General features: G+C 60.4%; 21 protein-coding genes and 1 pseudogene. 10 read left to right on the top strand and 12 right to left on the bottom strand.

The window, feature by feature from the left end; genetic code table 11:
* The 3 genes from ACIPUD_RS37455 to ACIPUD_RS37445 form a co-directional block, all read right to left on the bottom strand.
* Positions 1–522, bottom strand: a complete 522-nt coding sequence (locus ACIPUD_RS37455; protein WP_446482689.1) for a DUF2285 domain-containing protein — start codon at positions 520–522, stop codon at positions 1–3.
* A 58-nt stretch (positions 523–580) separates the two neighbouring features.
* Entirely contained in the window at positions 581–763 is a 183-nt protein-coding gene (locus tag ACIPUD_RS37450) for a transcriptional regulator domain-containing protein (RefSeq protein ID WP_446482688.1), read from the bottom strand.
* A 158-nt stretch (positions 764–921) separates the two neighbouring features.
* Positions 922–1,200 (bottom strand): DNA -binding domain-containing protein, encoded by a 279-nt coding sequence (locus ACIPUD_RS37445; RefSeq protein WP_446482687.1) that lies wholly within the window; start codon positions 1,198–1,200, stop codon positions 922–924.
* A gap of 107 nt (positions 1,201–1,307) precedes the next feature.
* On the opposite strand from ACIPUD_RS37445, the gene ACIPUD_RS37440 reads away from it, so the two are divergent.
* Complete coding sequence (locus ACIPUD_RS37440; protein WP_377786195.1) at positions 1,308–1,589, top strand: helix-turn-helix domain-containing protein; 282 nt, start codon at positions 1,308–1,310, stop codon at positions 1,587–1,589.
* 160 nt (positions 1,590–1,749) lie between these two features.
* Here ACIPUD_RS37440 and ACIPUD_RS37435 read toward each other — a convergent pair whose 3' ends face one another.
* The gene (locus tag ACIPUD_RS37435) at positions 1,750–2,067 is read right to left on the bottom strand and encodes a DUF736 domain-containing protein (protein WP_279692060.1); all 318 of its coding nucleotides are present in this window, start codon (positions 2,065–2,067) and stop codon (positions 1,750–1,752) included.
* Here ACIPUD_RS37435 and ACIPUD_RS37430 point away from each other — a divergent pair.
* The gene (locus tag ACIPUD_RS37430) at positions 2,066–2,812 is read left to right on the top strand and encodes a DUF736 family protein (protein WP_446482686.1); all 747 of its coding nucleotides are present in this window, start codon (positions 2,066–2,068) and stop codon (positions 2,810–2,812) included. The two genes, ACIPUD_RS37435 and ACIPUD_RS37430, sit on opposite strands and share 2 nt — an antisense overlap.
* A 422-nt stretch (positions 2,813–3,234) precedes the next feature.
* On the opposite strand, the gene ACIPUD_RS37425 is transcribed toward ACIPUD_RS37430, so the two are convergent.
* From ACIPUD_RS37425 to ACIPUD_RS37395, 7 genes and pseudogenes are all read right to left on the bottom strand, one after another.
* A complete protein-coding gene (locus ACIPUD_RS37425; protein WP_446482685.1) occupies positions 3,235–4,158 on the bottom strand; it encodes an SLOG family protein in 924 nt (307 codons plus the stop codon).
* Between the two features lie 330 nt (positions 4,159–4,488).
* Positions 4,489–5,550 (bottom strand): DUF7146 domain-containing protein, encoded by a 1,062-nt coding sequence (locus ACIPUD_RS37420; RefSeq protein ID WP_446482684.1) that lies wholly within the window; start codon positions 5,548–5,550, stop codon positions 4,489–4,491.
* Entirely contained in the window at positions 5,550–9,872 is a 4,323-nt protein-coding gene (locus ACIPUD_RS37415) for a strawberry notch-like NTP hydrolase domain-containing protein (RefSeq protein WP_446482683.1), read from the bottom strand. Before ACIPUD_RS37415 ends, ACIPUD_RS37420 begins: the two co-directional genes overlap by 1 nt.
* A gap of 183 nt (positions 9,873–10,055) precedes the next feature.
* Positions 10,056–12,149 (bottom strand): annotated as a pseudogene (locus ACIPUD_RS37410) (ParB/RepB/Spo0J family partition protein).
* A 108-nt stretch (positions 12,150–12,257) separates the two neighbouring features.
* Positions 12,258–13,214, bottom strand: coding sequence for an ArdC family protein (locus tag ACIPUD_RS37405; RefSeq protein ID WP_446482682.1), 957 nt, complete (start codon positions 13,212–13,214; stop codon positions 12,258–12,260).
* A 495-nt stretch (positions 13,215–13,709) separates the two neighbouring features.
* Positions 13,710–13,892, bottom strand: coding sequence for a hypothetical protein (locus ACIPUD_RS37400; RefSeq protein ID WP_446482681.1), 183 nt, complete (start codon positions 13,890–13,892; stop codon positions 13,710–13,712).
* A 134-nt stretch (positions 13,893–14,026) separates the two neighbouring features.
* Positions 14,027–14,548 carry a thermonuclease family protein gene (locus ACIPUD_RS37395; protein WP_377786181.1) on the bottom strand — a complete coding sequence of 174 codons (522 nt, stop codon included), beginning with the start codon at positions 14,546–14,548 and terminating at the stop codon, positions 14,027–14,029.
* Positions 14,549–15,052: 504 nt separating this feature from the next.
* On the opposite strand from ACIPUD_RS37395, the gene ACIPUD_RS37390 reads away from it, so the two are divergent.
* On the top strand, positions 15,053–15,319 hold the full coding sequence (locus tag ACIPUD_RS37390; RefSeq protein WP_377786294.1) for a hypothetical protein: 267 nt from the start codon (positions 15,053–15,055) through the stop codon (positions 15,317–15,319).
* A 31-nt stretch (positions 15,320–15,350) separates the two neighbouring features.
* Here ACIPUD_RS37390 and ACIPUD_RS37385 read toward each other — a convergent pair whose 3' ends face one another.
* Positions 15,351–15,536 carry a DUF3606 domain-containing protein gene (locus ACIPUD_RS37385; protein ID WP_377786179.1) on the bottom strand — a complete coding sequence of 62 codons (186 nt, stop codon included), beginning with the start codon at positions 15,534–15,536 and terminating at the stop codon, positions 15,351–15,353.
* A 239-nt stretch (positions 15,537–15,775) separates the two neighbouring features.
* Between ACIPUD_RS37385 and ACIPUD_RS37380 the strand changes: the two genes are divergently transcribed.
* The 7 genes from ACIPUD_RS37380 to ACIPUD_RS37350 all read left to right on the top strand — a co-directional run bounded on the left by ACIPUD_RS37380 (position 15,776) and on the right by ACIPUD_RS37350 (position 24,157).
* Positions 15,776–16,648, top strand: a complete 873-nt coding sequence (locus ACIPUD_RS37380; protein WP_377786177.1) for a hypothetical protein — start codon at positions 15,776–15,778, stop codon at positions 16,646–16,648.
* A gap of 230 nt (positions 16,649–16,878) precedes the next feature.
* Entirely contained in the window at positions 16,879–17,505 is a 627-nt protein-coding gene (gene lexA, locus ACIPUD_RS37375; RefSeq protein WP_446482680.1) for a transcriptional repressor LexA, read from the top strand.
* A 50-nt stretch (positions 17,506–17,555) separates the two neighbouring features.
* On the top strand, positions 17,556–20,633 hold the full coding sequence (locus ACIPUD_RS37370) for an N-6 DNA methylase (protein WP_446482679.1): 3,078 nt from the start codon (positions 17,556–17,558) through the stop codon (positions 20,631–20,633).
* On the top strand, positions 20,630–21,358 hold the full coding sequence (locus tag ACIPUD_RS37365) for a hypothetical protein (RefSeq protein ID WP_446482678.1): 729 nt from the start codon (positions 20,630–20,632) through the stop codon (positions 21,356–21,358). The genes ACIPUD_RS37370 and ACIPUD_RS37365 overlap by 4 nt, the downstream gene beginning before the upstream one ends.
* Positions 21,359–21,582: 224 nt before the next feature.
* On the top strand, positions 21,583–22,005 hold the full coding sequence (locus tag ACIPUD_RS37360; protein WP_446482677.1) for a hypothetical protein: 423 nt from the start codon (positions 21,583–21,585) through the stop codon (positions 22,003–22,005).
* A gap of 36 nt (positions 22,006–22,041) precedes the next feature.
* Positions 22,042–23,331: an AAA family ATPase gene (locus ACIPUD_RS37355; RefSeq protein ID WP_446482676.1), complete on the top strand. Its 1,290-nt coding sequence runs from the start codon at positions 22,042–22,044 to the stop codon at positions 23,329–23,331.
* A gap of 208 nt (positions 23,332–23,539) precedes the next feature.
* Positions 23,540–24,157, top strand: a complete 618-nt coding sequence (locus tag ACIPUD_RS37350) for a hypothetical protein (protein WP_446482675.1) — start codon at positions 23,540–23,542, stop codon at positions 24,155–24,157.
* The last annotated feature ends 173 nt before the right edge of the window (positions 24,158–24,330 follow it).

Genomic DNA, 24,330 nt, shown 5'->3' with positions numbered 1-24,330 from the left:
CTACTCCTTGCGAGATGAAGGACGTAGCAATGCGCGATAGCCGCCGCGCATCAGAGCCAAGCCAGCCTGCACCAGGCGGATGGTCCGGCTGCGCAATTCGTGGGTTTTCCAGGCGTGCTCAGGGATGCGTTTCCGGCCGAACAGCACCTCGGCGATGACGCGATAGGAAGCACCCTCCATGTGTCCATCGAGCGCTCGCAGCACCAAGACGAGTCGTTCGCGCCGCTGCGCCGAAAGCTGATGAAGGGAAGGTCCCGGCGGGCGGCCGTTGATTGCGCGCCACAGCCGATGTGAGGCGTGGGCGCGGATCTCAAAGTCCGCATCGAGCGGCAGTTCGGCCGCATAAGAGACACCAAACTGCGGCGCCTCTTTCAGCCAGAGATGATGTTGTGCCCCTTGAAGGCGCAATACGGCATGCCAACCGTCAGATGCCTGTCTGATGGCGCCCGATGAAAGGTCGGCAAGCTGTAGCCCCGCGCCGACCGCTTTTGAGCCGGACGCGCTGCGAACGACCGGCACCACCGTCGGCAACGCCTCAGGTGCCCAGAAGATAGTCTGTTGGTGAAAGGACCCCTGCGGGTCATGGGCGAAAGCAGACGCCCCATCTCCTTCGGAATTCGGAACTCATCTGCGATCGATTTTTACGATAGGAAGCCCGATAGTTGGAGCTGCGCCGCAGTGACTCCCAGGCGAAATCCGCCATCTCGCCCGACTTGATAGCATGCTGATACGCCTCCGGTGAGCGCCAGTCGAACTCGGACATTGCTGTGATCCCCTGCTGTAAGTCGATTGCGGCGCAATGTCTATGAAGCTTGGGATTGTTGCGGAAGTCGCCAATTATGCATTGCGTGATGCCTGCAGGCGATCACGCGTCAGCGAGGAAATCTGTTCTCGAGTGCGAATTCTTCATGACAGATTTTGCTATTTAGGCGCGCCGCCGCGAAGCAAGTCACGGTAGCCGTGGTCTGCCATCCATTTTGCGCGGGCTAGGTGACTATCAAACGCATTGCGGGCGCGAGCAGGTTCGCGATCCGGATCGATGTGCAACACGATCCGGGTTACCTCTTTCCAATCTGCGCCATCGGTTTCGGCATCAAGAAGTCGCCAATACGTCACGAGATGTTGCTCGTCATAGGTCGTCAGCACCGGCTCATGCGGCGCGACATCGGCGACATCGGGATCTAACGGTGGCTTCGTCATGTAGGCTTATGCGCGCACTTCGCTAATCTGCATTGTAAGCGAAACTTACCAAAATAGTTCGGTTATAGCCAGTGGTTTGATGGTCTGCCTAATGGCTGTTTGAGCGCATGAAAGCTCGTGCGCTCGTTGCCTGGAATGTGCGCCGGATCCGCGTGGATCGCGGTATTCCGCAAGAGCAACTGGCCTACGATGCCGGGATCGACCGTTCATATATGAGCGGCCTTGAGCGGCAATCTGAGAATCCGACAATTGATCTTCTCGACCGGCTCGCCGAGACGCTGGGCGTTCATTTATCTGAATTCTTTGTTCAGCCACCCAAGGGAGCGGCGACACCCAAGACGTTGCCTAAAGGTCGCAAGTCACCGCGTCTAAGTTCCAAGAAGCAATAGCATTGGGCGAGTTCAAGCCACGCGGACAAGCGCGATGTAAGTGCGTGTCTTAAACTCGAAAATCAACTCGACCAGGCCGGTCCGGCTGCAGCTTTGCTCAGTCGGCTTTTCCCCAAGAGGGAGCCCCGCCCGAGGTCGTCGGGCGGGGCGATAGTGAGCCTCACTCTCCATTCTTGCGGGGCCGCGACCAGAGCAAGGTGTAGCCTTCGCCTTCCTCATCGAACAGGTTCGCGTAGATCGGCGCGTTGAACGAGGGGTCGTCGAGCTTGAGCGAGAGGTAGTCGCGGCCTTCCTCCGAGCGCTTCGACCAAGCTGCCCCGATCTCCGCCCGGCCCACATAGATGCGGTGGCTGGGAGCGTTGTCGTTGGAGCGGTTGGTCTCGGCGACGATGCGCACGCCCTTGGCCTGCAAGCTCAGGGTGATGATCTCGCCCTGGAAATCGTTGCCGACCTTTTTGAAGGAACCGATGTTAGCCATGTCTCTTCTCCTGTTGTGTTTCGAGCCCGCGACCACCGCGGCCTCGATGGCGATCTGCAGGCCGAAGATGATCGGCGACGCACCCGCTCGCGGGCCGCAGCGCAGCGGAGGACGTCGTTGTGGCGACTTTCTTGTCTCGCGAGGAATGGGCGAAGCCCAGGGGAAGAAAGTCGCATCAACGACGTTGCGGCTCAGACGATCGAGGCGCAGCCGGTCTTCGGCCAGATCAAGCCATCAAAGAGGCAACGTAGTCCGCGTGCTGAACCGCAATCTTAAGGAGAAGACTTGGCGAATCTCGGTTGTGCTGAACAGAGGCCGGTACGGTTCGGCGCAGAAAGAGAAACAATCTGCCGCAAAGGGCGGTATCGTCCCGGAACGAATGACCGAGCGCGGCGCGCCGCTCCACCGCAGCTATGTGGGCCAGACAGAGATTGGTAGTGCTCTTTTAAAGCGCTCCGAGGAGAAACGCTGTTACTTCTCGCTCAAGCTCGACGACCCCTCGTTCAACGTGGCGCCCTGTGCGACCTTGCTCGATGATGGCCAGGAAGCATCATCGCTCATGCGGCGCGGCTGTGAGAACTGGTTGCGGCATCTTCTCCACTACGCCAGCCGACTCCGGGTCTCCGCGAAAACGGTCAAGCGCGTCCACGCCGTGCCGCCGATGCAAACCGCACCTCCGCAAGCGAAGGCCTCGCGCCAAGCCAGCGAAGGCACCCCGATCTGCGAGAGGGCAAACACCACATGATAGCCAGCGATTGCCGCAGGGACGGCGAACGCGGTTGCGATCGCCACGCGCAAGGTCAAGGACCGACTGACGACGACGGCGACCTGACCAGCGGCAAGCGTCAGCGCACCAGAAGCAATTCCGATAAGCAGTGCGCCGAATACGCCCGCGCCATCGCGAAACGCAAACATCCCGGCACTGAGTGCGACAAAGAACGGCAAGGCATAAATCGCCAGCGCAAAGAACAGCCAGCAGAACAATCCGATGCCAAATGTGTTGAGAACAAGCCCAAGCGCGAGCATGGTGGTGGCTCCATGTGCATAGATCTATCAGTCGCGCCTTCCACCACCACCACGGCGCAACTTTCGATATGGAGTCGAAACGAGGCGGAGTTGCGGCGTGCAACTCCGGCTCGGTTGTCTCGAAGTCGAGTCCGACGGCGCTCACGCGCCGCCGAACCTCCAAACCGGGATGCCGAGGCGCTTCGCCTTATCGGCGAGGTTGTCCTGTATCCCTGTGCCCGGGAAGTGCATGACGCCGATCGGCAGGAGTTCGAGCATGGCATCGTTGCGCTTGAACGGCGCAGCCTTCGCATGCTTCGTCCAGTCGGGTTTGAAGGCGATCTGAGGCACCTTGCGGCTGGTCGCCCATTTCGAGGCGATCAGTTCAGCGCCCTTCGGGGAGCCGCCATGTAGCAGGACCATGTCGGGATGCTTGGCATGAACCTTGTCGAGCCGATCCCAGATCAGATGATGGTCGTTGAAATCGAGCCCGCCAGTGAGTGCGATCTTCGGCCCCGCCGGCAACATGACCTCAGTCTCGGCGCGGCGTTTTGCTGCGATGAAGTCACGGGAGTCGATCATTGCCGCGGTGAGCGTTCGGTGATTGACCAATGATCCAGACCGAGGACGCCAGGCCGAGCCGGTGTGGACCTCAAATCGCTCGATGGCCTGGTCGCGGAAGAGCTCCAGGCAGTTGCGGCGCTCGATCAGCGTGATCCCTTCAGCCGTCAGGCGCTCGAGTTCGACCGATCGCACTTCGGAGCCGTTCTGCTCGCGCTGGCTCTTGTGCTGAGCCTGCTCGTTGTCGTCGAGGTGGCGCTCGATGCGGTCGAGGGCCCGATGAAACACGTTGACGGTCGACCAGAGCAGATCGTTAAGGTCCGGTTCAAGCCGCGTGTCGTTCAGGGTCGCAACAAGGGCGTCAAAGATATCGACCACGGCGCCGGCGATGATCTTGCCCTCGGGGAGTGGTCTTGGATCGGGCTGGTCGTCGAAGGGACGATGGCCGAAGAGCTGCAATTCGGTGACGACGTGGTCGGTTGGGGAAGAGGCATGCGGCGGTTCAATGTCGTCATGGTCAGTCATGGGAAGAGGTCCTTTGCCGGATCGGCCGCGACCATCGCGGCCTTCGTGGCGATCCTCTGACGGCGGGCGGACCGGGCCAGAACCCGAAAGGGCCGCAGCGACAGCGGAGGATGGCGGAGGCCGGCTATTTTGCTTCGCGATGCAAAGCGCGCTGCCAAACGCGTGATGTGTCTTCACATCGCCGGCGCGCGGCGGAAAATGGCCGGACGCAGCCATTGCCGGCCCGGGCTGGCTGCCGTCCGATCGCCCTCTAGAAGGCCGAGGTCGCGTCCTCTTCCGGTATTGGCCTCGCCTATGACTGGCCTATCAACGTCGATCGAAGACCGGGAGCTATTCCGCGGCGACCGCCGACGAATGCAGGAAGCGAACGACGTCTTCTGGCACAAGCTGAAACCGCAAGGCTGCTCGGAGGGTATCGAGACCGAAGACATGCAGATCTTCGTTGAAGTCGCCCAGTCGTGGCGACAGCGGGATCGCTTCAACGTCGGCGTCTGCTGCGCGCTGGCTGAGAATAGACTGCACCGCATCGCCGGCGGCATCGACATCGCGGGCGATGTAGAGACGCCGCAGGCTCGACGGGAGCATCATGGCTGAGAGGTGATTGGCCGAGAGCGCAGCTGCCATCGGCATGCTCGGCAGCACGAAACGCAGCGACAGCATGGTCTCAATACCCTCGCCGGCCGCGAGCACGTCGTCCACCACACCGAAGCGAACGGCATTGCCGAGAAGGTCGCCCATGGCGCGTCGCGGGGTGTCGATCGGAGCTTTGCCCAGCCGAACACGATCAAAGCCATCCGGATCGAGCCAGGTGCGGTGCACGCCGGTGATCCGACCATCGAGGTCCGTGACGCGGGCGATCATCGCCGGCCAAGTCTCGGTCGGCAGCCGTTCATCGGGGCGATAATAGCAGCGCGGATGGAAACGCAGACTGCCACCATGGTGCACTCGGGCTATGCCGCGACGCTGCAAATATGCCTCGGCAATGGTCCCCTCGATCGGGCTGGATATCGCAAAGAGCCGACGGGCCGCCTCTTGCGATCCGGCCGGTACTGCCGGACCAACAGTCCTTCGGACGAGCTCCGGTTCATCGCGAGGCAGTTTCAAAAAGCGTCTTGCCTCCTCGGCGACTTCGCGGAAGTCGCGCAGTCCCAGGCTTTCACGGATGACGTCGAGGAGATCACCATGTTCTCCTGTTGCGGCATCGGCCCACTTGCCCGCCGGCCCCTTCGGCGACTCCTTAAGTCGCACAAACAACGAGCGGCCCGCAGTGTTGTGGACGTCGCCGACCACCCAGTACCGGCCCGCCCGCTTGCCATTCGAGAGATAGTGTCGGCACACCGCCTCGGCGTCGCGCGCGAGGCGGCGTGCCAGCTCGGAGGCATCGCGGGGCATCAGGCGGCCTCCCGCTCACTGATGCGCGCGACCGGATAGTGGTCGAGCACTTTCGACAGGATTTCGACGCCGCTCGCGTCCGTGGGCACAAACATGCGCAGCTTCCAGGAGATGATCTCTCCGAAGAGGCCGTAAGCCCGCAAGCGCTCGCGCATCGTGTCGATGAAGCCCGAGAGTTCGATGCGGTGCGCGCCCATTACACGGGCGCGGCGAAGCTGGAGCCCCTCCGCAAGTTCGAGGACGGTCCGTCCCCCCATGAGCACGGCAAAGGCAGCGTCCGGCGTCAACGCCGGCGCGTTCGCCGCAAGGACGTTCGCGACCCAGGTCGCCGAGACCTTGCGGCCGATGATGCGCTCGCCCGCGTCGGTCTGAAGCCGATGGACCCGGGTCGATTCGTTCGGCAGCCGCTTCCAGATGGGCAACAGCAAGCCCGCCACGACGTGGATCGTGCTTTCCGTGAACTCGGGGACTTCGGCAACCTCTGCCAGCCAGGCCGTAGCAAAACGTTCGCGATCCGCTTCGATCCAGTGGCTCTCCGCCATTATATTCAGGGGGATCGTATGCTGCTCCATCGGCCGGATTAGGCGGACGCGCCGTTCGATCTCGCCGTCGTCAAGCATGAAGCTCGGGGCGGGGACCTGCACGGCGGCTCGTCCCGAGCGCTCATTGATCAGCAGGGCAGCGTTGCGATGGGAGACACGAGCAAGAGCGTCATTCAGACCCACAGGATGGTTGCGCTGGCGCCGGGTGATGGTGAGCAGCCGGGTCTCGGCGCCGGTGCCCGGATGGACATAAATCGTGCGCCGGTCGGTGATGACAAAGATTTCGGCGCGGAGCGTTTCCAACCCGACATCATATGTACCTGACGCGACCGCACCCTCGATCCGTGCGGTCAAGAGCTGCTCGAAAACGGTGAACAGTATGTTCTGAAGATCGATCGTGAGCGCCAGCAACCGGTTCAGGAAGGTCGTGATCGGCGGCAGGTCATCTCTGAGCCCATTGGCATCCGTCAGCTTCAGGCCGGTCGCATCCTCGAACCTCTTGAGCGAGCAGCCCGCGACCTTGCCGCGCGCGAGTAGCGTATAGAGCTGACGCAACGCATCACGGCCGTAGTGGCTTTCGAGATTGTCTTCGGGCCGGAACAGGCCCTGCCCTTCGGTCTGGCGCTGGCCGCGCGTTATCGCACCCAACGTGTCCAGCCGGCGGGCAATAGTGCTGAGAAAGCGCTTTTCCGCCTTCACGTCGGTCGCAATGGGACGAAACAGCGGCGGCTGCGCTTGGTTGGTCCGGTTGGTGCGGCCCAGGCCCTGGATCGCGGCGTCCGCTTTCCAACCGGGCACGAGCAAATAGTGGACTCGCAAGCGGCGATTCCGCGCCCACAGCTCGGCATAGTAGCTCCTCCCCGTGCCGCCAGCGTCCGAGAACACGAGGATGCGCTTGACGTCGTCCATGAAGGCCGACGTCTCGGCGAGGTTGGCCGAAGCGGCTCGGTTTTCGACCACCAGCCGGTCGTCCTTGCGAACGATACGACGCGAGCGGCCGGTCACCTCGGCGACCATGTCAGTACCAAAGCGTTGGACGACCTGGTCCAGCGCCCCCGGCACCGGCGGCAGCGAGGCGAGCTTCTCGATCAACCGATCGCGACGTGCGACGGCCTCCCGGCTCCCGACCGGTTGGCCGTCGCGATAGACGGGCCGGGAGCAGAGGTTGCCCTCCGAGTCTGTGAACGGCTCGTAGAGCTGGGCCGGAAAGGAATGGGCGAGATAATCGAGGACATACTCGCGGGGGGTAATATCGACCTGGACGCCGCCCCAGTCCTCCGTTGGAATCTCGGCGAGCCGGCGCTCCATCAATGCTTCGCCGGTCGAGACGATCTGGATGACGGCGGCATGGCCGGCGTCGAGATCGCGCTCGATCGAGCGGATCAGTGACGGCGTCTTCATCGAGGTCAGGAGGTGGCCAAAGAAGCGCTGCTTGGCGCTCTCGAAAGCGGATCGCGCGGCCGATTTGGCCTGGCCGTTCAGCGTACTGGTCTCGCCCGTGATGTTGGCGGCCCGCATTGCCGCGTCGAGATTGTTATGGATGACGCTGAACGCGCCGGCGTAGGCGTCATAGACGCGAACCTGTTCGGGGGTGAGCTCGTGCTCGACGAGCTCGTACGCGACGCCCTCGTAAGAGAGCGAGCGGGCCGCGTAGAGGCCGAGCGCCTTGAGATCGCGCGCCAGCACCTCCATCGCAGCGACGCCGCCCTCCTCGATCGCCTCGACGAACTCGGCGCGGCTAGAGAACGGGAAATCGGCGCCGCCCCACAATCCCAGCCGCTGGGCATAGGCGAGATTGTGGACCGTCGTGGCACCGGTTGCGGAGACATAGACGACGCGGGCATTCGGCAAGGCGTGCTGGAGCCTCAGGCCCGCGCGCCCCTGCTGGGAGGCCGCCTGGTCGCCGCGCTCGCCCTTCCGGCCCGCCGCGTTTTGCATCGCGTGGCTCTCGTCGAAGACAATCACTCCGTCGAAGTCGGAGCCCAACCATTCGACGATCTGCCGCACGCGCGAAAGCTTCTCGCCGCATTGATCGGTGCGCAGCGTAGCGTAGGTGGTAAAAAGGACGCCTTCCGAAAGCCTGATCGGAGTGCCTTGACGAAAGCGAGACAGCGGCGTCACGAGCAACCGCTCCATGCCGAGTGCGGACCAGTCGCGCTGCGCGTCCTCGATCAACTTGTCGGATTTACTGATCCAGACCGCACGGCGGCGGCCCTTGAGCCAGTTGTCGACAAGGATGCCTGCGACCTGCCGACCCTTGCCCGCGCCGGTGCCATCGCCCAAGAACCAGCCGCGGCGGAAGCGGACGGCAGTTTCTGCATCGTGGCGTGCGGCCGTCACCACGTCAAAGGTCGCATCGACCGCCCAGCATCCCGCAAGAAACTCGGAATGGGCCTCGCCTGCATAGATGACGCTTTCAAGTTGGGCGTCGGACAGGATGCCATCCGCCACGACATTGGCCGGCAGATGTAGCCGGTGCGACGGCTTCGGCGGCGCGACCGAGGCCATCGCGGCAGACTGCACGAGTTTCGTCGGATGCGCATGCGCGTCCGGAATATGGATCGCCTGCAATGCGTATTCCTCATAAAGGGCGTCGGTCAGTCGGGCGCGTTCGGGCGGCGACCATTCGACCGTCTCGTAGATCAGTTCTACGCCTTCGGGCGATACGCGGCTCGAAGCGGACGATGGGCGTGGCGCAGATGCGCCGACCACTCGTGATACTGCAGGGCGCCTGACGACGTCGACCGCTATCGGCGTCGCGATCGGCAGCCTCGGCGGCACATACTGGGTCACCCAGTCAAGCAAGGTGGCGACATCGCCGGACATGCCAAGTGAAGCCGGAAGGAGTTTCGGATCTGCGGCGGGCAACTTGTCGATCACAAGCAGTCGTGTGTCAGTCTGCGTTCCGTGCTTGGCGTAAACGGTCCCGTCGATGGCGGCAGAAAACACCACGCGCCCGCGCTGCTGGAGGCGAACGAACGCATCTCGCCATGCCGGATTGTCGGGCGCAAGACTTGCGCCGGTAATGGCAACCAGACGCCCGCCGTCGCAAAGCCGCGCCAAGGCAGAAGCGGTGTGCCGGAGCGCCGCATCCGCCATTCGTCGATCAACGTTCGCCAATGCCGAGAACGGCGAGTTCATCAGGACGACGCTCGGTACGACACTCGCATCGAGGTGATCATCGATCTGGGCGGCGTCGAACCGCGTGGCCTCAGCGTTGACAAACAGTTGGTCGAGCAACGCCGCGCGGATCTCGGCCAGCTCGTTCAATACCAAGGTGCCGCCGGCGAGCTCGGCAAAGATGGCGAGCAAGCCGGTCCCCGCAGAGGGCTCCAATACCCGATCGGACGGCGTGATGCCGGCCGCGGTGCATGCGGCAAGCCCGAGCGGGATCGGCGTCGAGAATTGCTGAAGGGCCTGGCTGTCCTCCGAGCGCCGCGTGTGGGTCGGCAGACAGCGCGCGATTCTCGCGAGCATGGGCAGCATCGCGGCCGGCGAGCCGGCCTTGGTCCGGATGGCCGGGCCAAACTTGCGAAGGAACAGGACGGTTGCGGCCTCGCAGACATCATAGGCGGTCTTCCAGTTCCAGATGCCAGTGGCATCGGAAGCCCCGAAGGCGGCTTCCATGGCGCCACGCAGGACAGTGGCATCGATGCGACGGCCGCGCTGGAGATCAATCACGAGCTGTCGCGCGGCCCTGATGGCGGCGGAGGTGAAAGTTGCAGCTGCGCGCATCGAGAGCGGCGCGGCGGCAGCGCCGCCGGCGAGAGATTCGGTCATGACAGGATTCTTCCGGAGAGCAGGAATGGGTCGAACCATCAGGCGCTCTCCTTAAGACCCGACGGCTCAAACCCTTCCCGGCCCGCCTCTCCCTCTCAGCCCTCGCCCATAATAATGGGGACCGGCGCGAGACACCGGTCCCCAAGCAGTTGCGGAACGGCAGGAGCCATCCCGCTCTAGATGTCACTCAGCCGCGTCCAGCTGTTGCGGATCGTCGTCGCCGGCGTTGTCCCGATCCTCGTCATCGGCGAGGAATTCGGGCAGCGGGCCCGCTTCACTCTCCTGCTCCCCTGACGCCGCGTTGGGATCGACAAGACGCAGCGGCTCCGGCAACCACCCCGAGCCGTCGAGAAGACGCTCGGCCTCCTTGGCCATGTCGGCCTTCTTCAGGTGGTCGATCAGTTGCGCCGACGACTCGCCCTTGGCTTCCCGCACCGCCTCCAGAATACGCGGCTTGGTGACCCGCCCGAGATAGTTGTCGAAGGAGGGCTTCCACCCCGCTTGAACCATGTCGAGACCGACGGCGCGCGCTAGGATGTCGGCCTGGTCGAGCCGGGTGCGGACGCCGTGGGCGGAGACGCGGCCCTGATCGTAGCGGTTGGCCGGCTCATAGAGAGCGTTGACCGCAAACGACGCACAGTGAGCGAACAGGGATGCCCGCGCACCGCCATCAAGGGCCGCGAGGGCATTCCAAAGATCGTTCTCGCTATCCCGCAATCTTGCTTTCCAGGACTCATGCCGCGCCTCGACGGCCTTCGCTGACGCGCTTTCTCTCAAGCCAGCCGCTTGAGCCGGAAAGGTCGGTGTGCGAAGCCCGATCTCAAGGCAGCTCCCGGACGATGCGAACCGGTAAAAGGCCGTCAGCACGAAGGTGTGCAGCACCGCCTGGAACGCAATCGCCGGATTTTCCGCCAGCGCATCCCGCAATGCCAGCGTGCGATGGGCTGTCAGCTCCGTGATCAGCCGATCCGGCAGAGGTTTGGTCGCGTCCTCGTCATCGTCTTCGGTATCAGTAGCGCCGCCGGCCACCGCGATGACCGTGCGTTGGACGGAAGGACCAGCCGCCTTCCCCTCGACAGATTGTGTGTCGGCGGCCTGCCCGACATCGGGATCGACTGCCGACAAATCGTCCTCCGGACGGACGTAACCCCGATCGACCGAGAGGCGCCCTTCGGAACCGATGCCGACGAAGACACCGGCGCGGGCGATCTCGGCCGGATCGTAAAACATCGGCCGCTCTTCGAATGCGGCCAGGGCCACCTCGATTCGCCGAGACGCTGATCGACCTCATCGGGCAACTCGTCGGCATCCTGAGAATCGGATTCAAGCTTGGCTTGCTCCGCATTGAAGGCGTCGATGGTGGCCTGATCCTCCGGGGAAAGATCGACAGGCTTGCCCTCGATTGCACGCAGGCCATCCGCGTGGCCGTAGGGGAATTCGACGGCGAGCGATATCCACTTCCAGCCTTCGGCTGCAATCGTCTCAGCTTCGGCTTTGAGCTTTTCTGTCACGAGACGATCGAGCAAAGCAACGTCCTGGAGCCAGCCGCCGTCATCGTGCTCGAACAGATCCCGCAAGACGCCGCCACCAGCCTGCTCGTAAGCATCCAGCCCAATGAACTGCACGCGCCGATCGGACGCGCGAGGTATTTTCGGTCAGCATTCGCCGGATCTGATAGGGCTCATCATAGCCGGATCGGCTGACGTTCTCCCAGACCTGCTCCTGCCTGGCGTGATCGGCTGAAACCGTGAAGGCCATGAGCTGCTCGAGAGTCATGCCGTCATCGGCATAGACGTCGTGGAGCTTTGGCGACACGGACGCCAGCCAGAGGCGTTGCTTCACGACAGCCGGGGACACGAAGTGCCGGGCCGCGATATCCTCGTCGGATAATCCGGTGCCGCTCAAGGTCTGGAATGCTCGGAACTGATCGAGCGGATGAAGCCCTACCCGCTCGTCATTCTCGGCAAGCGAATCGTCTTCAGCGATGCCCCCCTCGCGCACGACACAAGGAACGGCTTGCGTCTTCGCCATGCGCTTCTGCTTGACGAGAAGCTCCAGCGCGCGATAGCGCCGGCCGCCGGCCGGCACCTTGAACATGCCGGTCTCATTGCCTTCGGCGTCCACAACCGCCCGCACGTTCAGACTCTGCAGCAGTGTGCGCTGCGCAATGCTTTCGGCGAGTTGCTCATGCCGGACGTTGGACTGGCTGAGGACCAGCTTGTTGAACGGAATGTCGCGTGAGGGGGACAGCGTGATCTTTTGGACAGCCTTCGTCATATCGATTCTCCACGACGGGCGGCCGGGAGCCTCTCTCTCGGCCTCCAACCCGTCGCGAAGACCACCGCTCCCCTCTCACCCTCTTGTTTGAGGCAACAGGTGAGACACTCACGCCGCCTCCTGCTCCGCCGCCTCGGTTGTCATGCCGACTGTCACTTTCGGCAGGAAACCAAGGAGATAATCCGCAACCTTGCTGGCCTGCGAAGCAGCTCGCACAATCGCGCGATTATCCTCTCGCAACACCTCCAGCCACGAGCCAATATAATCGGCGTGCCGCACCGTCGGCATGATACCAAGCGAAGCGCAACTGAACGCAGACGAGATTTCCGCAACCAACTCCTCAAAGGCATACTTCTTGGTACCAAAGCTGCCCGACAAGTCGCGGTTGAGACGTAATGGATGACCGCTGGCATGCGCCAATTCATGCAGTGCCGTTCGATGCCAATTGATAGGCTCGAAATAGGCTTGCGGAGGCGGCACCTGCACATAATCTTCGGTCGGCATATAGAAGGCGCGGTTGCCGCCGATGCGGAAGTCGATGCCGGTCGCCTTGATCAGGTATTCGACCCGCGGCTCGATCAGGCCTGGCGGCGGAAGCGGCGCCGTTGTCGCGATCTCTGGAGGCAGGCCGTCGCATTGATCGCAGTTGAAAACCCTGAAGCGCTTGAGGAACGGAAGGGCGTGCGCTTCCTCACCGTTCTCGCTGGCGCGGCGCTTTTCGTCGGCCGGCACAAACCGGTCGGCATAGACGACGGTCGTACCGCGCTCGCCCTTGCGGACATGCCCCCCGAGCGACAGCGCTTGGCGGAAGGTAAGCCAGCTCTGCCCTGTAAATCCGTGTTCGGTCGCCGCACCCCAGAGAATTAAAATGTTTATGCCGCTGTATTGGCGGCCGGACGCGGCGCTTTTTGGCATGGCCAAAGGCGCCGTCGCTGCCGCCGTGCCCCAAGGCTGCACCCACGGCGCTCGGCCGGCCCCCAGTTCGGCGATGATCTTGTTGGTGATGTCGTCATAAAGGTTTGCCCGGTCCTCACCGGTGCGCGCCCGAGGATGATGTCTGGACATCGCGGATCTCCGCGACGGGGACCGCGAGCCTCTCTCGCAGCCTGTAACCCGTCATGGCAAAACCCCGCGACACTCTGACTCTCGCCTCTACCTGAGAGAATACGAAGTCTGCGACGCAGCCAACCTTCCATCGTTCATGGGAATTGCGTTGAGCTACCAGGGCCGCAGGCCCGACCAGGCGTGCGCCAGGGGCGCATCGCCTCCCGGGAATATGGCACCCGGAGAGCGTGAGCATAGCGACCCGAAGGGGCACGCGGGTCCGAGTGCAGCGACGAGACCGGTTCAATAGCGGCACCCGGGAACGGGCAGTGATAGCGATCGCCGCAGGCGAGCCCCTTTTCCGAGTGCCCCCGGCGAGGAGCTCCGCATCTCTTTGCGCGAGGGATCGACGCCGCACGGCCGAGACGCAAAGCGGCTCGGTTTACGAGAGCCCGATGCGGCGGCAGCCGCACGCGCTCTGGCCGAGCAACTCTGCCATGACTTGAATCAGCGGATCTAGATTTCCTCGCGCGCATGCGTCTGCGCGTCATAGATCTTGATCTGAAGCATGGGAAAACGCCTCTTCAGTTCTTCGCCACCTGCCCTTGCGCCGTCTCTGGTTGCAAATTCGGCTTTGGGCCGGCCGTCCACTTCAAGCGCGTAACCAGAGGCCGGCAATTCACGGGTGGCTGCAACCATTTCATTCCCATTGTGCAGTGAGGTGATCGAGAATGATAGGTAGCGTGAGTCGCCCAAACCGCGCCAGAGCCACCTGCCCAAGTGCGGTGATTAGCCAACGCACGTTGTGGATTGGCGCCCTTGCCGAGATCGCATCAAGGATGGGCATTTGCATCGTCGGAACAGGCGGACGGCTTTCCACTCGCGCGGATGCATGAACGATAAAGCCACGGCTCGACGTAGCTGCCCTTCCACAGTCCCTGGCCGGCACGCTCAGCCTCGCGCTGGGCTTCGCGATACCTGCCCTTCGAGTATTGCGGCCAATCCAACGCAAGGCCGTTGCGTACCAGCCATTCCCCGAGATCCCTGCCTGCGACGGAGCAGGTCGCGACCGTGCGGCCATATGGGTCGAGGCTGACTGGAGCACAATTGACGGGACGGCGGGCAATGAAGGCATCCAGGTCGTTCGCGGCCTGCGCACCGCACCGATATTGCAAGCTGTCTTCGCCGCGGCACAGCTGGCTGCTCTCCGGTGCATCGATGCCCCAAAGCCGGATGCGCACGCCATGCATTTCCAGCGTGTCGCCGTCGATCACGCTGGCCTGTCCGACAAAATCATCGGCCAGCGCCACGCTCGACAGAATGGCGAGAATCAATGCGACAGCGGTTTGACGCATTTCCAGTGACCTTGTAGCTACCGCAAACCATGCGGACTGGATTTCGACTAGTTGTCGAATGTTGCAACGCCGGCCGGTGCTCCGGCCGCTCGGGATAGTGAAACACCGTGCCGCGCAGCCAACGACATTGAAGCGAGCCGAAAGCAGAATCGCGTCGATCCGCCAAGCGAATTCATGAACCTTCCAGACGCCGTCATTCTCTACAACGTCGCCGGTCGCGTTGAATGCCAGGCCGCTCAGCCGGCAAAAACGCGTAAATTTTCCTCCCGGCGCACCCCTGGGGTTGAGGCAAAGGCACTGCAGCGCTCTTTACCAGACGAGGCGCTGATAGTCGTCATGCGCGACGCGTACAAGGAAGACAGATCGCTGCGTGGCTGGTTTTGCACAGGGCGGCGGAACACGTGGAAAAACACCTGTCCGGCGATTTTGAATCCCTGCTCTGTGTTAGCAGCCGGAACGAATCGAGGGCTGCAAGGATTCGTCCCTCGCGGAGGAGCGATCTTGATGCTGATGTCCAAGGAGAGGCGGACGGCGATCCGCACGGTACGGGGGTGGGCGATAGCCGTGCTGCAGGAGGCAGGCGCAATCCGCGAGTGTGAGTACCACGGCTGGATGCAGGACCGCGCAGATCCGCACGCCCGCGAGCGGGCGTTCCAAATCGCCCGCCAGGATCCGCCGCCGGGCCTTTCGCCCGAGGCGGCCGCCGGCGCGATGACGGAGGTCCTGGACTCCTTCGGCGAGACCTGCCCCGAATGCCCGCCCGAGGTCTAGGCAACGTGCCGGAAAATCGGCGCATTAGAACCTAACGCCCGAGACGCTTCTCGACCCGCTTCCGGCTGTTGCCGACCTTCTTGACAGCTTTCTTGACCGCTGACGCCGACCGTCCTGTCTTCTTGGACTCGTACCCCACTTCATACTTTTGCCCGCCGGCCACACGGGCCCGGTCCAGCTTGCGCCCACGCGCTGTCTTCTTCTTCGCTGCCGCCATAGGCACCTCCTGCCCGACTGATGACAAACCAACCCAGCAAGGGATTTATTGTGCTTTCTTTTGGCGGAGCTCTCCAAGTATCAAACCTTCGAGGCGTTGTTCGAATATGTCGAGGATGGGCGCAGTTTCCGACGAACGAGCCAGTGATCTATGCGTGGTAACGAAACGGTTAATGCGGCTCAAATGCACGACCGTGTCGTCCGACGACAAGACGATTCGTGACTTAGGAAAGATGACCGATGGCAAAACGGCAGAAGCAGCAGCCGAAACAGCATCGCTATGAGCGAAGAATAGTTCTGTTTCTTGACTTCCTCGGTTTCAGAGAGATCGTCGACGAGACGGAGCGGGATAGCGAGAAACTACGATTACTGCTTAGGGCAATCGATCGGCTATATGATATCGGACGTGAGGATGCCGATCTCTACAGGACACGGAGCATCACGACCTTCTCAGACTCCGTAGTGCTGTCATACGCGATCCACGAGCAATCGGCGGTTTTTTATCTTCTTTGCGACATAGCGTTTGCGGTTATTGATCTTGCGATCCAGGGATATCTCGTGCGCGGTGCGATCACCGTTGGCGAGTTGGTCCACACCAAGCGTTACCTCGTCGGCCCCGCGATGGTGAAGGCCTATGAGATGGAATCGAAGCTCGCGAAGTACCCGCGCGTGCTGATCGATCGGACGCTTGTTACAATCGCGCGCAAGGCACATGCCGAACAACATGATGGGGAGCACGAAGCGGATTACGTGCGCGCATTCATGACCAAGGACGAGGACGGCAACCACTACCTCAACTATGTGTCGTGGAAGTCGGTAGTGGAAGTCGCAGGCATGGATGACGATAATTATCCACTCTACCTCCGTGATATCGGGTTGATAGTCAAACGGGGCCTCGCCAAGACCGATGCGGGCGTTCTTTCGAAGTACGTGTGGATTCACGCGCAGTATGTCGCGGCGATCGAACAGTTCGAGAAACTCGGTTCAAAGCACCATTATCGGCTGAACAACCCCGAAAATTGCGCGGCCATCGAAGCGCTTCCCAAACTTACCGACGAGGCCAAGCAGGCCAAGGGCATCATTAGGGCGGCTCAGACAAAGCACGCGAAGTAAGGGTGAGAAATCCCGCGAGGTGCAAGCGGCCTCGCGGGGCCAGCTGTCGTCTTCCTCACGGGCCCCCAAGCCACCATTGGTTAACACATTGATACTATATCTTATTACCACCTGACGCCGAGATTTCCACCGGCGGCGCGGGGACACCTTGGACCGGCCGCACCCTTTCGTGCCGGACTGACGGAAGCGAAGCTTGAATACTGTATTTTTTTACAGTACTACGCTCGGCGATGGGCATTGGCACGGAACTGACAGCGAGACAACGACAAATCTTTGATTTTGTTGAAAAACATATGGCCGCGGCTGGTGCACCACCGACTCTTGAGGAGATTTGTGGCCGGTTCAGCTTCAAGAGCCCGAATGCCGCGCGCGAACACCTACGTCTCATCGAGCTGAAGGGCTATCTCAAGCGTGCACCGCGCCAGGCCCGCGGAATTCGCATTGGTCGGGAAGATTCCGCTTTGGGCGATCTCGTGCGGGTGCCACTCTTGGGCAGGATCGTTGCCGGCAGTCCAACCGACGCTCTCGAGAATGTTGAAGCCAGGATTCCGTTGCCGCGGGCGCTCCTGCGAGGCGCCCGTCTTTTTGCGTTGCGCGTCGGGGGAAGTAGCATGGAGGGTGCGGGTATCTTCGACGGCGACATTGCGATTCTGAACACGCAGACCGAGGTTGCGAACGGCGCAATTGCTGCCGTTCTGATCGGCGAAGAGACGACCCTCAAGCGTGTTTTCAAGAGCAATGACGGTATTCGGCTTCGCGCTGAGAATCCGGAGTTTCCAGATCTCGTTTTCGACCAGTTCAATGGCGGCGCGCTCCACGTCGCGGGTGTCCTCGTCGGTATTCTGCGGCTGGTGTGAACGTGGCCGAAGTATCACCCTCACCCTCGCTTGCCAGACTCGAACGTGAGATGACCAAGATCGGCTGTCCGGATCTGATCGCGCTCGACGGGACGGCAGACGCCACCCATCTCAACTATCTGGATTTGATGTCGGGCCGGCGCGCCAGCGATTTGAGGCCGAACGCGGTCGCCGAGTTTCAGGGGCGTCCGATCCTTTACCTGGTCGATGGTCTGACCGATCGCGTTCAACCGAGCGACCATCAAGTGCGTCACCTCGGCCAGTTGCTCGCAAACCGAAGTGAGCATGCAATGTTGGGGGTTGTGCGGCCCGGCGAGCTGACGCTTTATCCGATCAACCTCAGTCGCGCGGAACTAGATGGCGCAACACCGACGCCGGTCTCGTTGACGAACCCGGATCCCCTGCTCTTCCAAGGTTTGGCAACAGGCTTGGTCAGCATCGAGGGACAACCGACCGCCCCCGACTATGTGTTCGATGAGATTTACGAGCTGCTGACGGAGGCAGACTCGGCTCTCGCCGGGCGCATGTCAGCACTCGAGGTGTTGTCTGTCGCAGGCCGGGCCCTGTTCTTTCGGTTTCTCCATGATCGCAGGATCATTCTGCCGGCTGAGCTACACGAGATCTCGCCAAAAGCCAATGATTTGAAAGACGTCTTTTCCGACGCCGAGCGCGCGGCTGCCACGTCATGCTGGCTGGACGAAACGTTCAATGGCGATCTGTTGCCGCTTGTGGACGAAGTAGCACATGCCGATCCAGCAAAACGGCTTGCCGCGTACAGGAAGTTCTTCCGCCAAGCCGACAAAAAAACCGACGGGAAGATTTTTCTTCATCTGCAGGCCATCATGCGTGGCTGGAAGCACCTGGGTGATTCAACATTCCAGACGAGGATCGACTGGGACGACTTCGATTTTGCGCATATTCCAATCGGAGTACTGAGCCAGGTCTACGAAACATTTAGCCATCGCTGGGATGAAGCCCACGCCGAAGAAACGAGCGTCCACTATACGCCCAAGAATGTCGCCCAACTTCTCGTCGAGGAGGCACTCGCCGGCGCAAAGGACGCCTGTGATGCCGTCATTCTAGATCCGTCATGCGGGGCCGGCGTATTCCTGGTGCTAGCCTTCAGACAATTGATCCGACTTCACTGGCAGAAGGAAGGACGAAGGCCCGACAAGAACACTATTCACCGGATTCTCTATCGGCAGATTCGCGGATTTGACGTAAGTGAACCGGCGTTGCGGCTGGCGGCACTTGCGCTGTACGTCACGGCCATCGAGGTGAACGGCACAACCCGCCCTCCGAAGATACTCAAGTTTCCTCGAGCGTTGCAGGGGGAGGTTCTATTCAACTTTGCTTCCACTGCGAGCAATGAAGCTACGCGCGGATTTGGTCTCGGAAGTCTGTCGTCGCATGTACCAAAGGAATTCGATGCATCTTTCGATGTTGTCCTTGGAAATCCGCCTTGGACGCGGCTGCGGTCGAAAGCAAAGACCGCTGCCGAAAGGACTGCCGATCGCAAGCGCCATACTAAGATGAACCGCGAATTCACCGCGATAAGTCGGCGCGCGCTCACAGCGAAAAACATCGAGGGCCTCTCGCCCGAATTGTACGAAAATCCTGATAACAATCCGGATCTTCCCTTTGTTTGGCGCGCAACGGAATGGGCCAAGCACGGCGGCATCATCGCTTTTGCACTCCCGGCCCGGATTATCCTCAAGCAAAGCGGCACGGGTCGACTCGCAAGAGAGGCACTATTTCGTGGCCTGACGGTGACAGGTATCTTGAACGCGTCAGATTTGGAAGAGACGCCGGTTTGGCGGCATATGAAGTTGCCGTTCATGCTTCTGTTTGCTCGAAACGCGCCCGCGCCGCTTGGACATCAGTTTCAATTCGTCACGCCGCTGCGCGAGAATGCTCTTACCAAGCGGGCAGAATTTCGCATTGACTACCAGTCTGCCCAGCCGGTGTCGCTTGATGCCGTCGTAAAGAGACCCTGGATGTTGAAGACTCTAGGGCTCGGCACGATCTTGGACGTAGAAGTATGGGACAAGATTGCTGAGAAAAACATTCCCAATCTCGGGGATGTGTGGAAACGGTTGGGCCTGTTCTCGAACGAAGGCTACAACGTAAAAAGTCTTCCGCAGGTCGCGGCAAAGCACATTCTGGCCTTGCCCGACTTTGAGCCTCCAGAGGATGGATTTGACATCAATTTTGGTGAACTTGATCTCTGGCGGGACAAGCACAGGCGAACGACTGCGAATCGACCGCGTGAAGCCGAGCTGTATAAGGCCCCCTTGGTCATCGTCCCGCAAGCTCCGGGTGAAACCAGAGATCGACCGAGGGCATACCTGTCGGCAAGCCGGCCCGTTGCGTTCCGTAAGAGCTATTATGGATATTCAACGAACGGCTATCGCGATGCTGATTTGCTGGCTCGCCTGCTTTATCTCGTCGTTCATAGCGAGCTTTGGCAACACTTCTATCTGACGCATAGTTCGCGCCTCGGCGCGAGCTATCGCACGATTCTGAAGGAGGAGCTGGATGGATTTCCCTTCCTGGAGCCTTCAGGGCTAGGGACCTCGGAAAAGCAGCAAATTCGTACCCTGTCGTCGCAACTTATGTCAAACCAGGTGAAACCCTGGGAAAAGATTGATCAGCTTATATTCAGTCTCTACGGACTCAGCGCACATGACATCGACGTCGTCCGCGACACCGTACAATTCAGCTTACCATACAAGTCCTCCCGCGACCCCGCCGCTCTTCCGCCTGACCAGAACGATTGCGATCGGTTTTGTCGGTACCTTCACGACATGTTGCAGCCGTTTGTACAGCCGACCATCGGAGAGCTGCGCATCGAGCCCCTGACCGAACTGGCGGATACATGGATGCCTTCGTGGCGGTTTATTACTCTAGCGTCGGCGCACGCGACTTCTGATATCTCATCAACTCTGGTTTCGAAGGTGATGCGGGAAGCCAATCGCACGGCCGCCAGTCGCGTCATCATGGTCTTGCCGCAGCACGGCCTCCTGGTTGGCCTGCTCAATCAGCGCCGCTTCTGGAGCAAAAGCCGAGCCCGACTTTGCGGACTGCACATTGTTCGCCAGCATCTAAACGCGTTTCGGCACAGATGAGCATTGCGGGATTCTTTGCCGAAGGTATCGACTATCGTCTACCGCATCCGGCGTTGGATGACTCTGTTCTGCTGATTGCCCATAACGCGATCTGTCATGCGTTCTCGTTGTTGCGGGGAGCGCCTCCGGCGGGTTTTGAGCTTTCGTCGGCCCAAGAGAATGCCATAACCCAACAATTAGAGTGGATACTCGAGAACCGTCTTCGAAGGAGCGGAAAGGTGGCTGGCTTCGACGAGCGCATCTTTCAGAAGGTACGGCGTGGCGCCGAAGTTACGAATTATGATGGCAAGCATCCGAGCAAGAAACCGGATCTCGTGTTTGATCTTGTACGAGATGCGCCGCTAGCGCTATCGAGCCTGGATGCATTGTTTGTGGAATGCAAACCAGTCGACAAGAATCATTCCTTCGAAACGCACTACGGGACCAAGGGTGCGTTTCGCTTCATCAACGGAGACTACAGCTGGGCGATGCAAGAAGCCATGATGGTCGCCTATGTCCGTGACGGGAATGAGCTTTCAGCAAGCGTTGCTCGGGCTTTTGCCAAAGAACCACTCCATTCGCTGCTCGGAAAGCCGAGCGCGATGATGCGGGTGGCGAATTGTGCAGGTAGCTCTCTGGCCGAGCCGTTGCATTTCACGAGCCATGAGCGAAACTTCGAGTGGCCACAAGATCGGGGAAGCGCAAGTGCGATCCGCATTTTCCATTCGTGGCACAAATGCTCGTAATACAAGCGGCGATTCCCTGGTCTTTCCGATTTGAGCGCGGGTTCCGCACCAAGCTGCTGCTTCGCGCTAAATTCTATGTGCCAACAGTCTCGATAAGCGCAATCTCGAATACGATCCGCGACAACCTCAAGGCTATCGTGGATCAAATGCCAAACGAATAGCTATTCGGTACCCGAAAGTGTGGGTTGCCACAAAGCGCAATTGCTGTAGTTCTGGATCGAGGATTGCCGCCCGATTCTCGATTCCTTATAGTTCCGCGCATCGTGAGCACTGCAGAGCCCATTCCCGCAAACGCCCCGGTTCCCGTTATATTCGCGCACGACGCGAATACGGCAGCACTTGCTCCGATCGCACGACCTGCCGTCGCGGTGATACCGCAGCACAGTACCTGGAATGATTTCACCTACTATTTCACCGCGCGCCTGCTGGTACTGCTGCCGCAACAACAGCCCGTACCGTTTGATATGCACTTTATGGTTTCTGGGTTTGATCGAACTGATGGCTTCTTCAACCAGCTCCTTCTTCACCAACCTTGGGTGCCGATCGAGCTTGCGAATGCGAGCTACGTTGGCATTCTCGATAACGTTGAGTCATACGGCTCGCTGATTGAATTGCTTGGCTTCGCGCGCGCTATGACGTCGCTGTGATTGCTCGGTGACGCGGTCGTTCTTCGGACAGAGGGCATGGACACCGCACGTCTGCCGCTTTTCGACACAGACCGATTTCACCTGGGCGCGCTAAGGGCCAGCTCCAACTATGTCGCGTTCCGCCACGGCCGTCGCTATTTGCGGGCCGAACCGCAAGCTCCAGTCCCTGATGCGGCGACAAGCTTCCACATGGGGACGAACCTGCTTGCGGCCGACAATCCTTATGACATTGATTTCGACTTTCGATCGGACGAACTTAATCGTGATCGTGTCGCGGTCCTCATTGGACGAAACGGAACCGGCAAGACCCAGCTTTTGCTAAGCCTCATCCATTCGCAACGATCTCCCCAAGTCGGCGAGCCAGCAGTCTCGACCGCTTTCGAAACCGCCCCAACGTTCAGCCGATTGATGGTCTTTTCATCTGTGGCGTCGGACTCCTACCCACGATCGATCCCGCCTTGGGAAGGCGTCGACTATCAGTATTTTTCGATGATTGCCAATACGGACACTGAGGCCGATGCATCGACCGGCGCATTGATCGATTGCCTGCGCGATCACAGGCAGTTTGAGCCTTTCTCCCAAGGTATGCCATTTAGCGGACCGAGTCGGCTGAACATGCTGGAAAGGTCGCTAGCCCCCCTGTCCTTTTCAAAGACGATCCACCTGCCTCTCAGGGATCAATCGGAGCCTCACGATCTGTTCGACGTGAGAACCTGGCAGGGTAGAGCCTATTTTCCCCTGTTCAGATCGCTGAACGAGCAGCGCCAGCTGCAGTTGGTTCGCATGGTCGACTGGTCCAGGTCGCCGGTGACGTTCGGCCTGGGCGAAGCGCCCCGTACACTCAGCAGCGGAGAGCAAGCGATGCTGAGATTTGCGGCCCAGGCCGTTGGGTCGATCGAACAAGGCAGTATGCTGTTGTTCGACGAACCGGAAACGCACCTACACCCGAATTATGTTTCGGACTTTATGTCGATCCTGCACACGCTGCTGGCCGCGACGAGATCCGTAGCAATTATCGTGACACATTCTGCTTATATCGTAAGGGAAGTCCCTCGGCAGCGAGTCCGAATATTATCACTGAATGAGAGAGCGATTTCGATCGATCAACCTAGGCTCCAGACGTTCGGAGCGAGCATTGACAGCATTTCCCAGTTTGTATTCGGCGATAGCGACATCTCCCACGGCTACCAGGACTTGCTGGTAGATTGGGTCAATCGTCTCGGTCCCGAAGTGACGATCGAGCGCATTGTTCAGGATCACGGCGAGAGGTTGAATCCAGAAACGCTCTCTTATGTGGCCCACCTCCTTCGCATGCGACAGCAATGATAGCGCTAACCGCTCCATCGTCTGCGGAGGACGATGCTTACCTCAACAAGATCTGTGCGGAGCCGGCCTGGGCTAATTACCTTGGCCTGTGGCATCATGTTATCAGGCCTATCGAGTACATGGCGGCAATCCGTGGTCGATCGTTGGCTCGAAATTCCCGGCGGCAATGGGCACGGTTCAGCAGAGGCTTTACGAGAACCGAAAGAGTGTGACTCGCTTCAAGAACCTGCGCAGCCAGCAAGTCGCCAGCTGCCCGATGTGTGGGTCTTCGGTCACGGGCGCCCTGGACCACTTTCTGCCAAAGGAAACGTTTCCTGAGTTTTCGGTCATGGCGGCGAACCTCGTTCCGGCCTGCACGAGCTGCAACTCATCGGTGAAGGGCAGTACCTATAAAGGTGAAAGCCCGGAGGAGTGGCTCATTCATCCTTACTTCGACACGCTGGCCAACTCCGACCTCTGGGAGATACGGATCATCCAACCGTATCCGGCGGCCCGATTTGAAGCTATTCCCAGCTCTCACCATGCACCGTCCGTGCAAAAGCGTATCGCTTTTCATTTGAAGTATGTGCTCGGTGAGCAGTTTCAGCGCGCCTGTACGAACGCTTGGGCGACGCTACCACAACATATGCGCAACATGGGACCCACGGCTGGCCTCATTTCTGTCGCCGATATCCATGCAGAGCTCATCAAGCTCGTGAGCTATCATTATATCACGACGGGACGAAACGCCTGGTTAGCTGCGTTCCACCGCGGACTGCTGGGGGACTTGCCGGCTCAGGCATTCGTTGCGGCACAAGCGACGACACTTACGAAGTTGGTTCTCTGAGCCTCATTGACCACACCTGTGCTCCCTGGGGGAATAAAGGGACACTGTACGCCTCCGATGGGGGCCGTCTTGCGTGAGGGTTGGTAATTCGCGAAGCGTGTGACCTTAAGTCTAGCTTTAAGGTCATCAGGCGATGCGGGTCGAGGTTTTAGGCGGGCTGGAGCGGCGGCGGC

It is taken from the genome of Bradyrhizobium sp. CAR08, from assembly GCF_052871955.1.
This window is presented reverse-complemented; position numbering and strand designations above follow the sequence as displayed.

What these genes read in the sequence shown, in the direction of transcription:
- ACIPUD_RS37365 (WP_446482678.1), top strand. Translation starts at nt 20,630, where the DNA reads ATGAGCATTGCGGGATTCTTTGCCGAAGGTATCGACTATCGTCTACCG.
- ACIPUD_RS37395 (WP_377786181.1), bottom strand. Translation starts at nt 14,548, where the DNA reads ATGCGTCAAACCGCTGTCGCATTGATTCTCGCCATTCTGTCGAGCGTG.
- ACIPUD_RS37380 (WP_377786177.1), top strand. Translation starts at nt 15,776, where the DNA reads ATGGCAAAACGGCAGAAGCAGCAGCCGAAACAGCATCGCTATGAGCGA.
- ACIPUD_RS37425 (WP_446482685.1), bottom strand. Translation starts at nt 4,158, where the DNA reads ATGACTGACCATGACGACATTGAACCGCCGCATGCCTCTTCCCCAACC.
- ACIPUD_RS37420 (WP_446482684.1), bottom strand. Translation starts at nt 5,550, where the DNA reads ATGCCCCGCGATGCCTCCGAGCTGGCACGCCGCCTCGCGCGCGACGCC.
- ACIPUD_RS37390 (WP_377786294.1), top strand. Translation starts at nt 15,053, where the DNA reads ATGCTGATGTCCAAGGAGAGGCGGACGGCGATCCGCACGGTACGGGGG.
- ACIPUD_RS37430 (WP_446482686.1), top strand. Translation starts at nt 2,066, where the DNA reads ATGTCTCTTCTCCTGTTGTGTTTCGAGCCCGCGACCACCGCGGCCTCG.
- ACIPUD_RS37405 (WP_446482682.1), bottom strand. Translation starts at nt 13,214, where the DNA reads ATGTCCAGACATCATCCTCGGGCGCGCACCGGTGAGGACCGGGCAAAC.
- ACIPUD_RS37435 (WP_279692060.1), bottom strand. Translation starts at nt 2,067, where the DNA reads ATGGCTAACATCGGTTCCTTCAAAAAGGTCGGCAACGATTTCCAGGGC.
- ACIPUD_RS37450 (WP_446482688.1), bottom strand. Translation starts at nt 763, where the DNA reads ATGTCCGAGTTCGACTGGCGCTCACCGGAGGCGTATCAGCATGCTATC.
- ACIPUD_RS37415 (WP_446482683.1), bottom strand. Translation starts at nt 9,872, where the DNA reads ATGACCGAATCTCTCGCCGGCGGCGCTGCCGCCGCGCCGCTCTCGATG.
- ACIPUD_RS37385 (WP_377786179.1), bottom strand. Translation starts at nt 15,536, where the DNA reads ATGGCGGCAGCGAAGAAGAAGACAGCGCGTGGGCGCAAGCTGGACCGG.
- ACIPUD_RS37370 (WP_446482679.1), top strand. Translation starts at nt 17,556, where the DNA reads ATGACCAAGATCGGCTGTCCGGATCTGATCGCGCTCGACGGGACGGCA.
- ACIPUD_RS37440 (WP_377786195.1), top strand. Translation starts at nt 1,308, where the DNA reads ATGAAAGCTCGTGCGCTCGTTGCCTGGAATGTGCGCCGGATCCGCGTG.
- ACIPUD_RS37400 (WP_446482681.1), bottom strand. Translation starts at nt 13,892, where the DNA reads ATGGTTGCAGCCACCCGTGAATTGCCGGCCTCTGGTTACGCGCTTGAA.
- ACIPUD_RS37445 (WP_446482687.1), bottom strand. Translation starts at nt 1,200, where the DNA reads ATGACGAAGCCACCGTTAGATCCCGATGTCGCCGATGTCGCGCCGCAT.
- lexA (WP_446482680.1), top strand. Translation starts at nt 16,879, where the DNA reads ATGGGCATTGGCACGGAACTGACAGCGAGACAACGACAAATCTTTGAT.
- ACIPUD_RS37355 (WP_446482676.1), top strand. Translation starts at nt 22,042, where the DNA reads ATGGACACCGCACGTCTGCCGCTTTTCGACACAGACCGATTTCACCTG.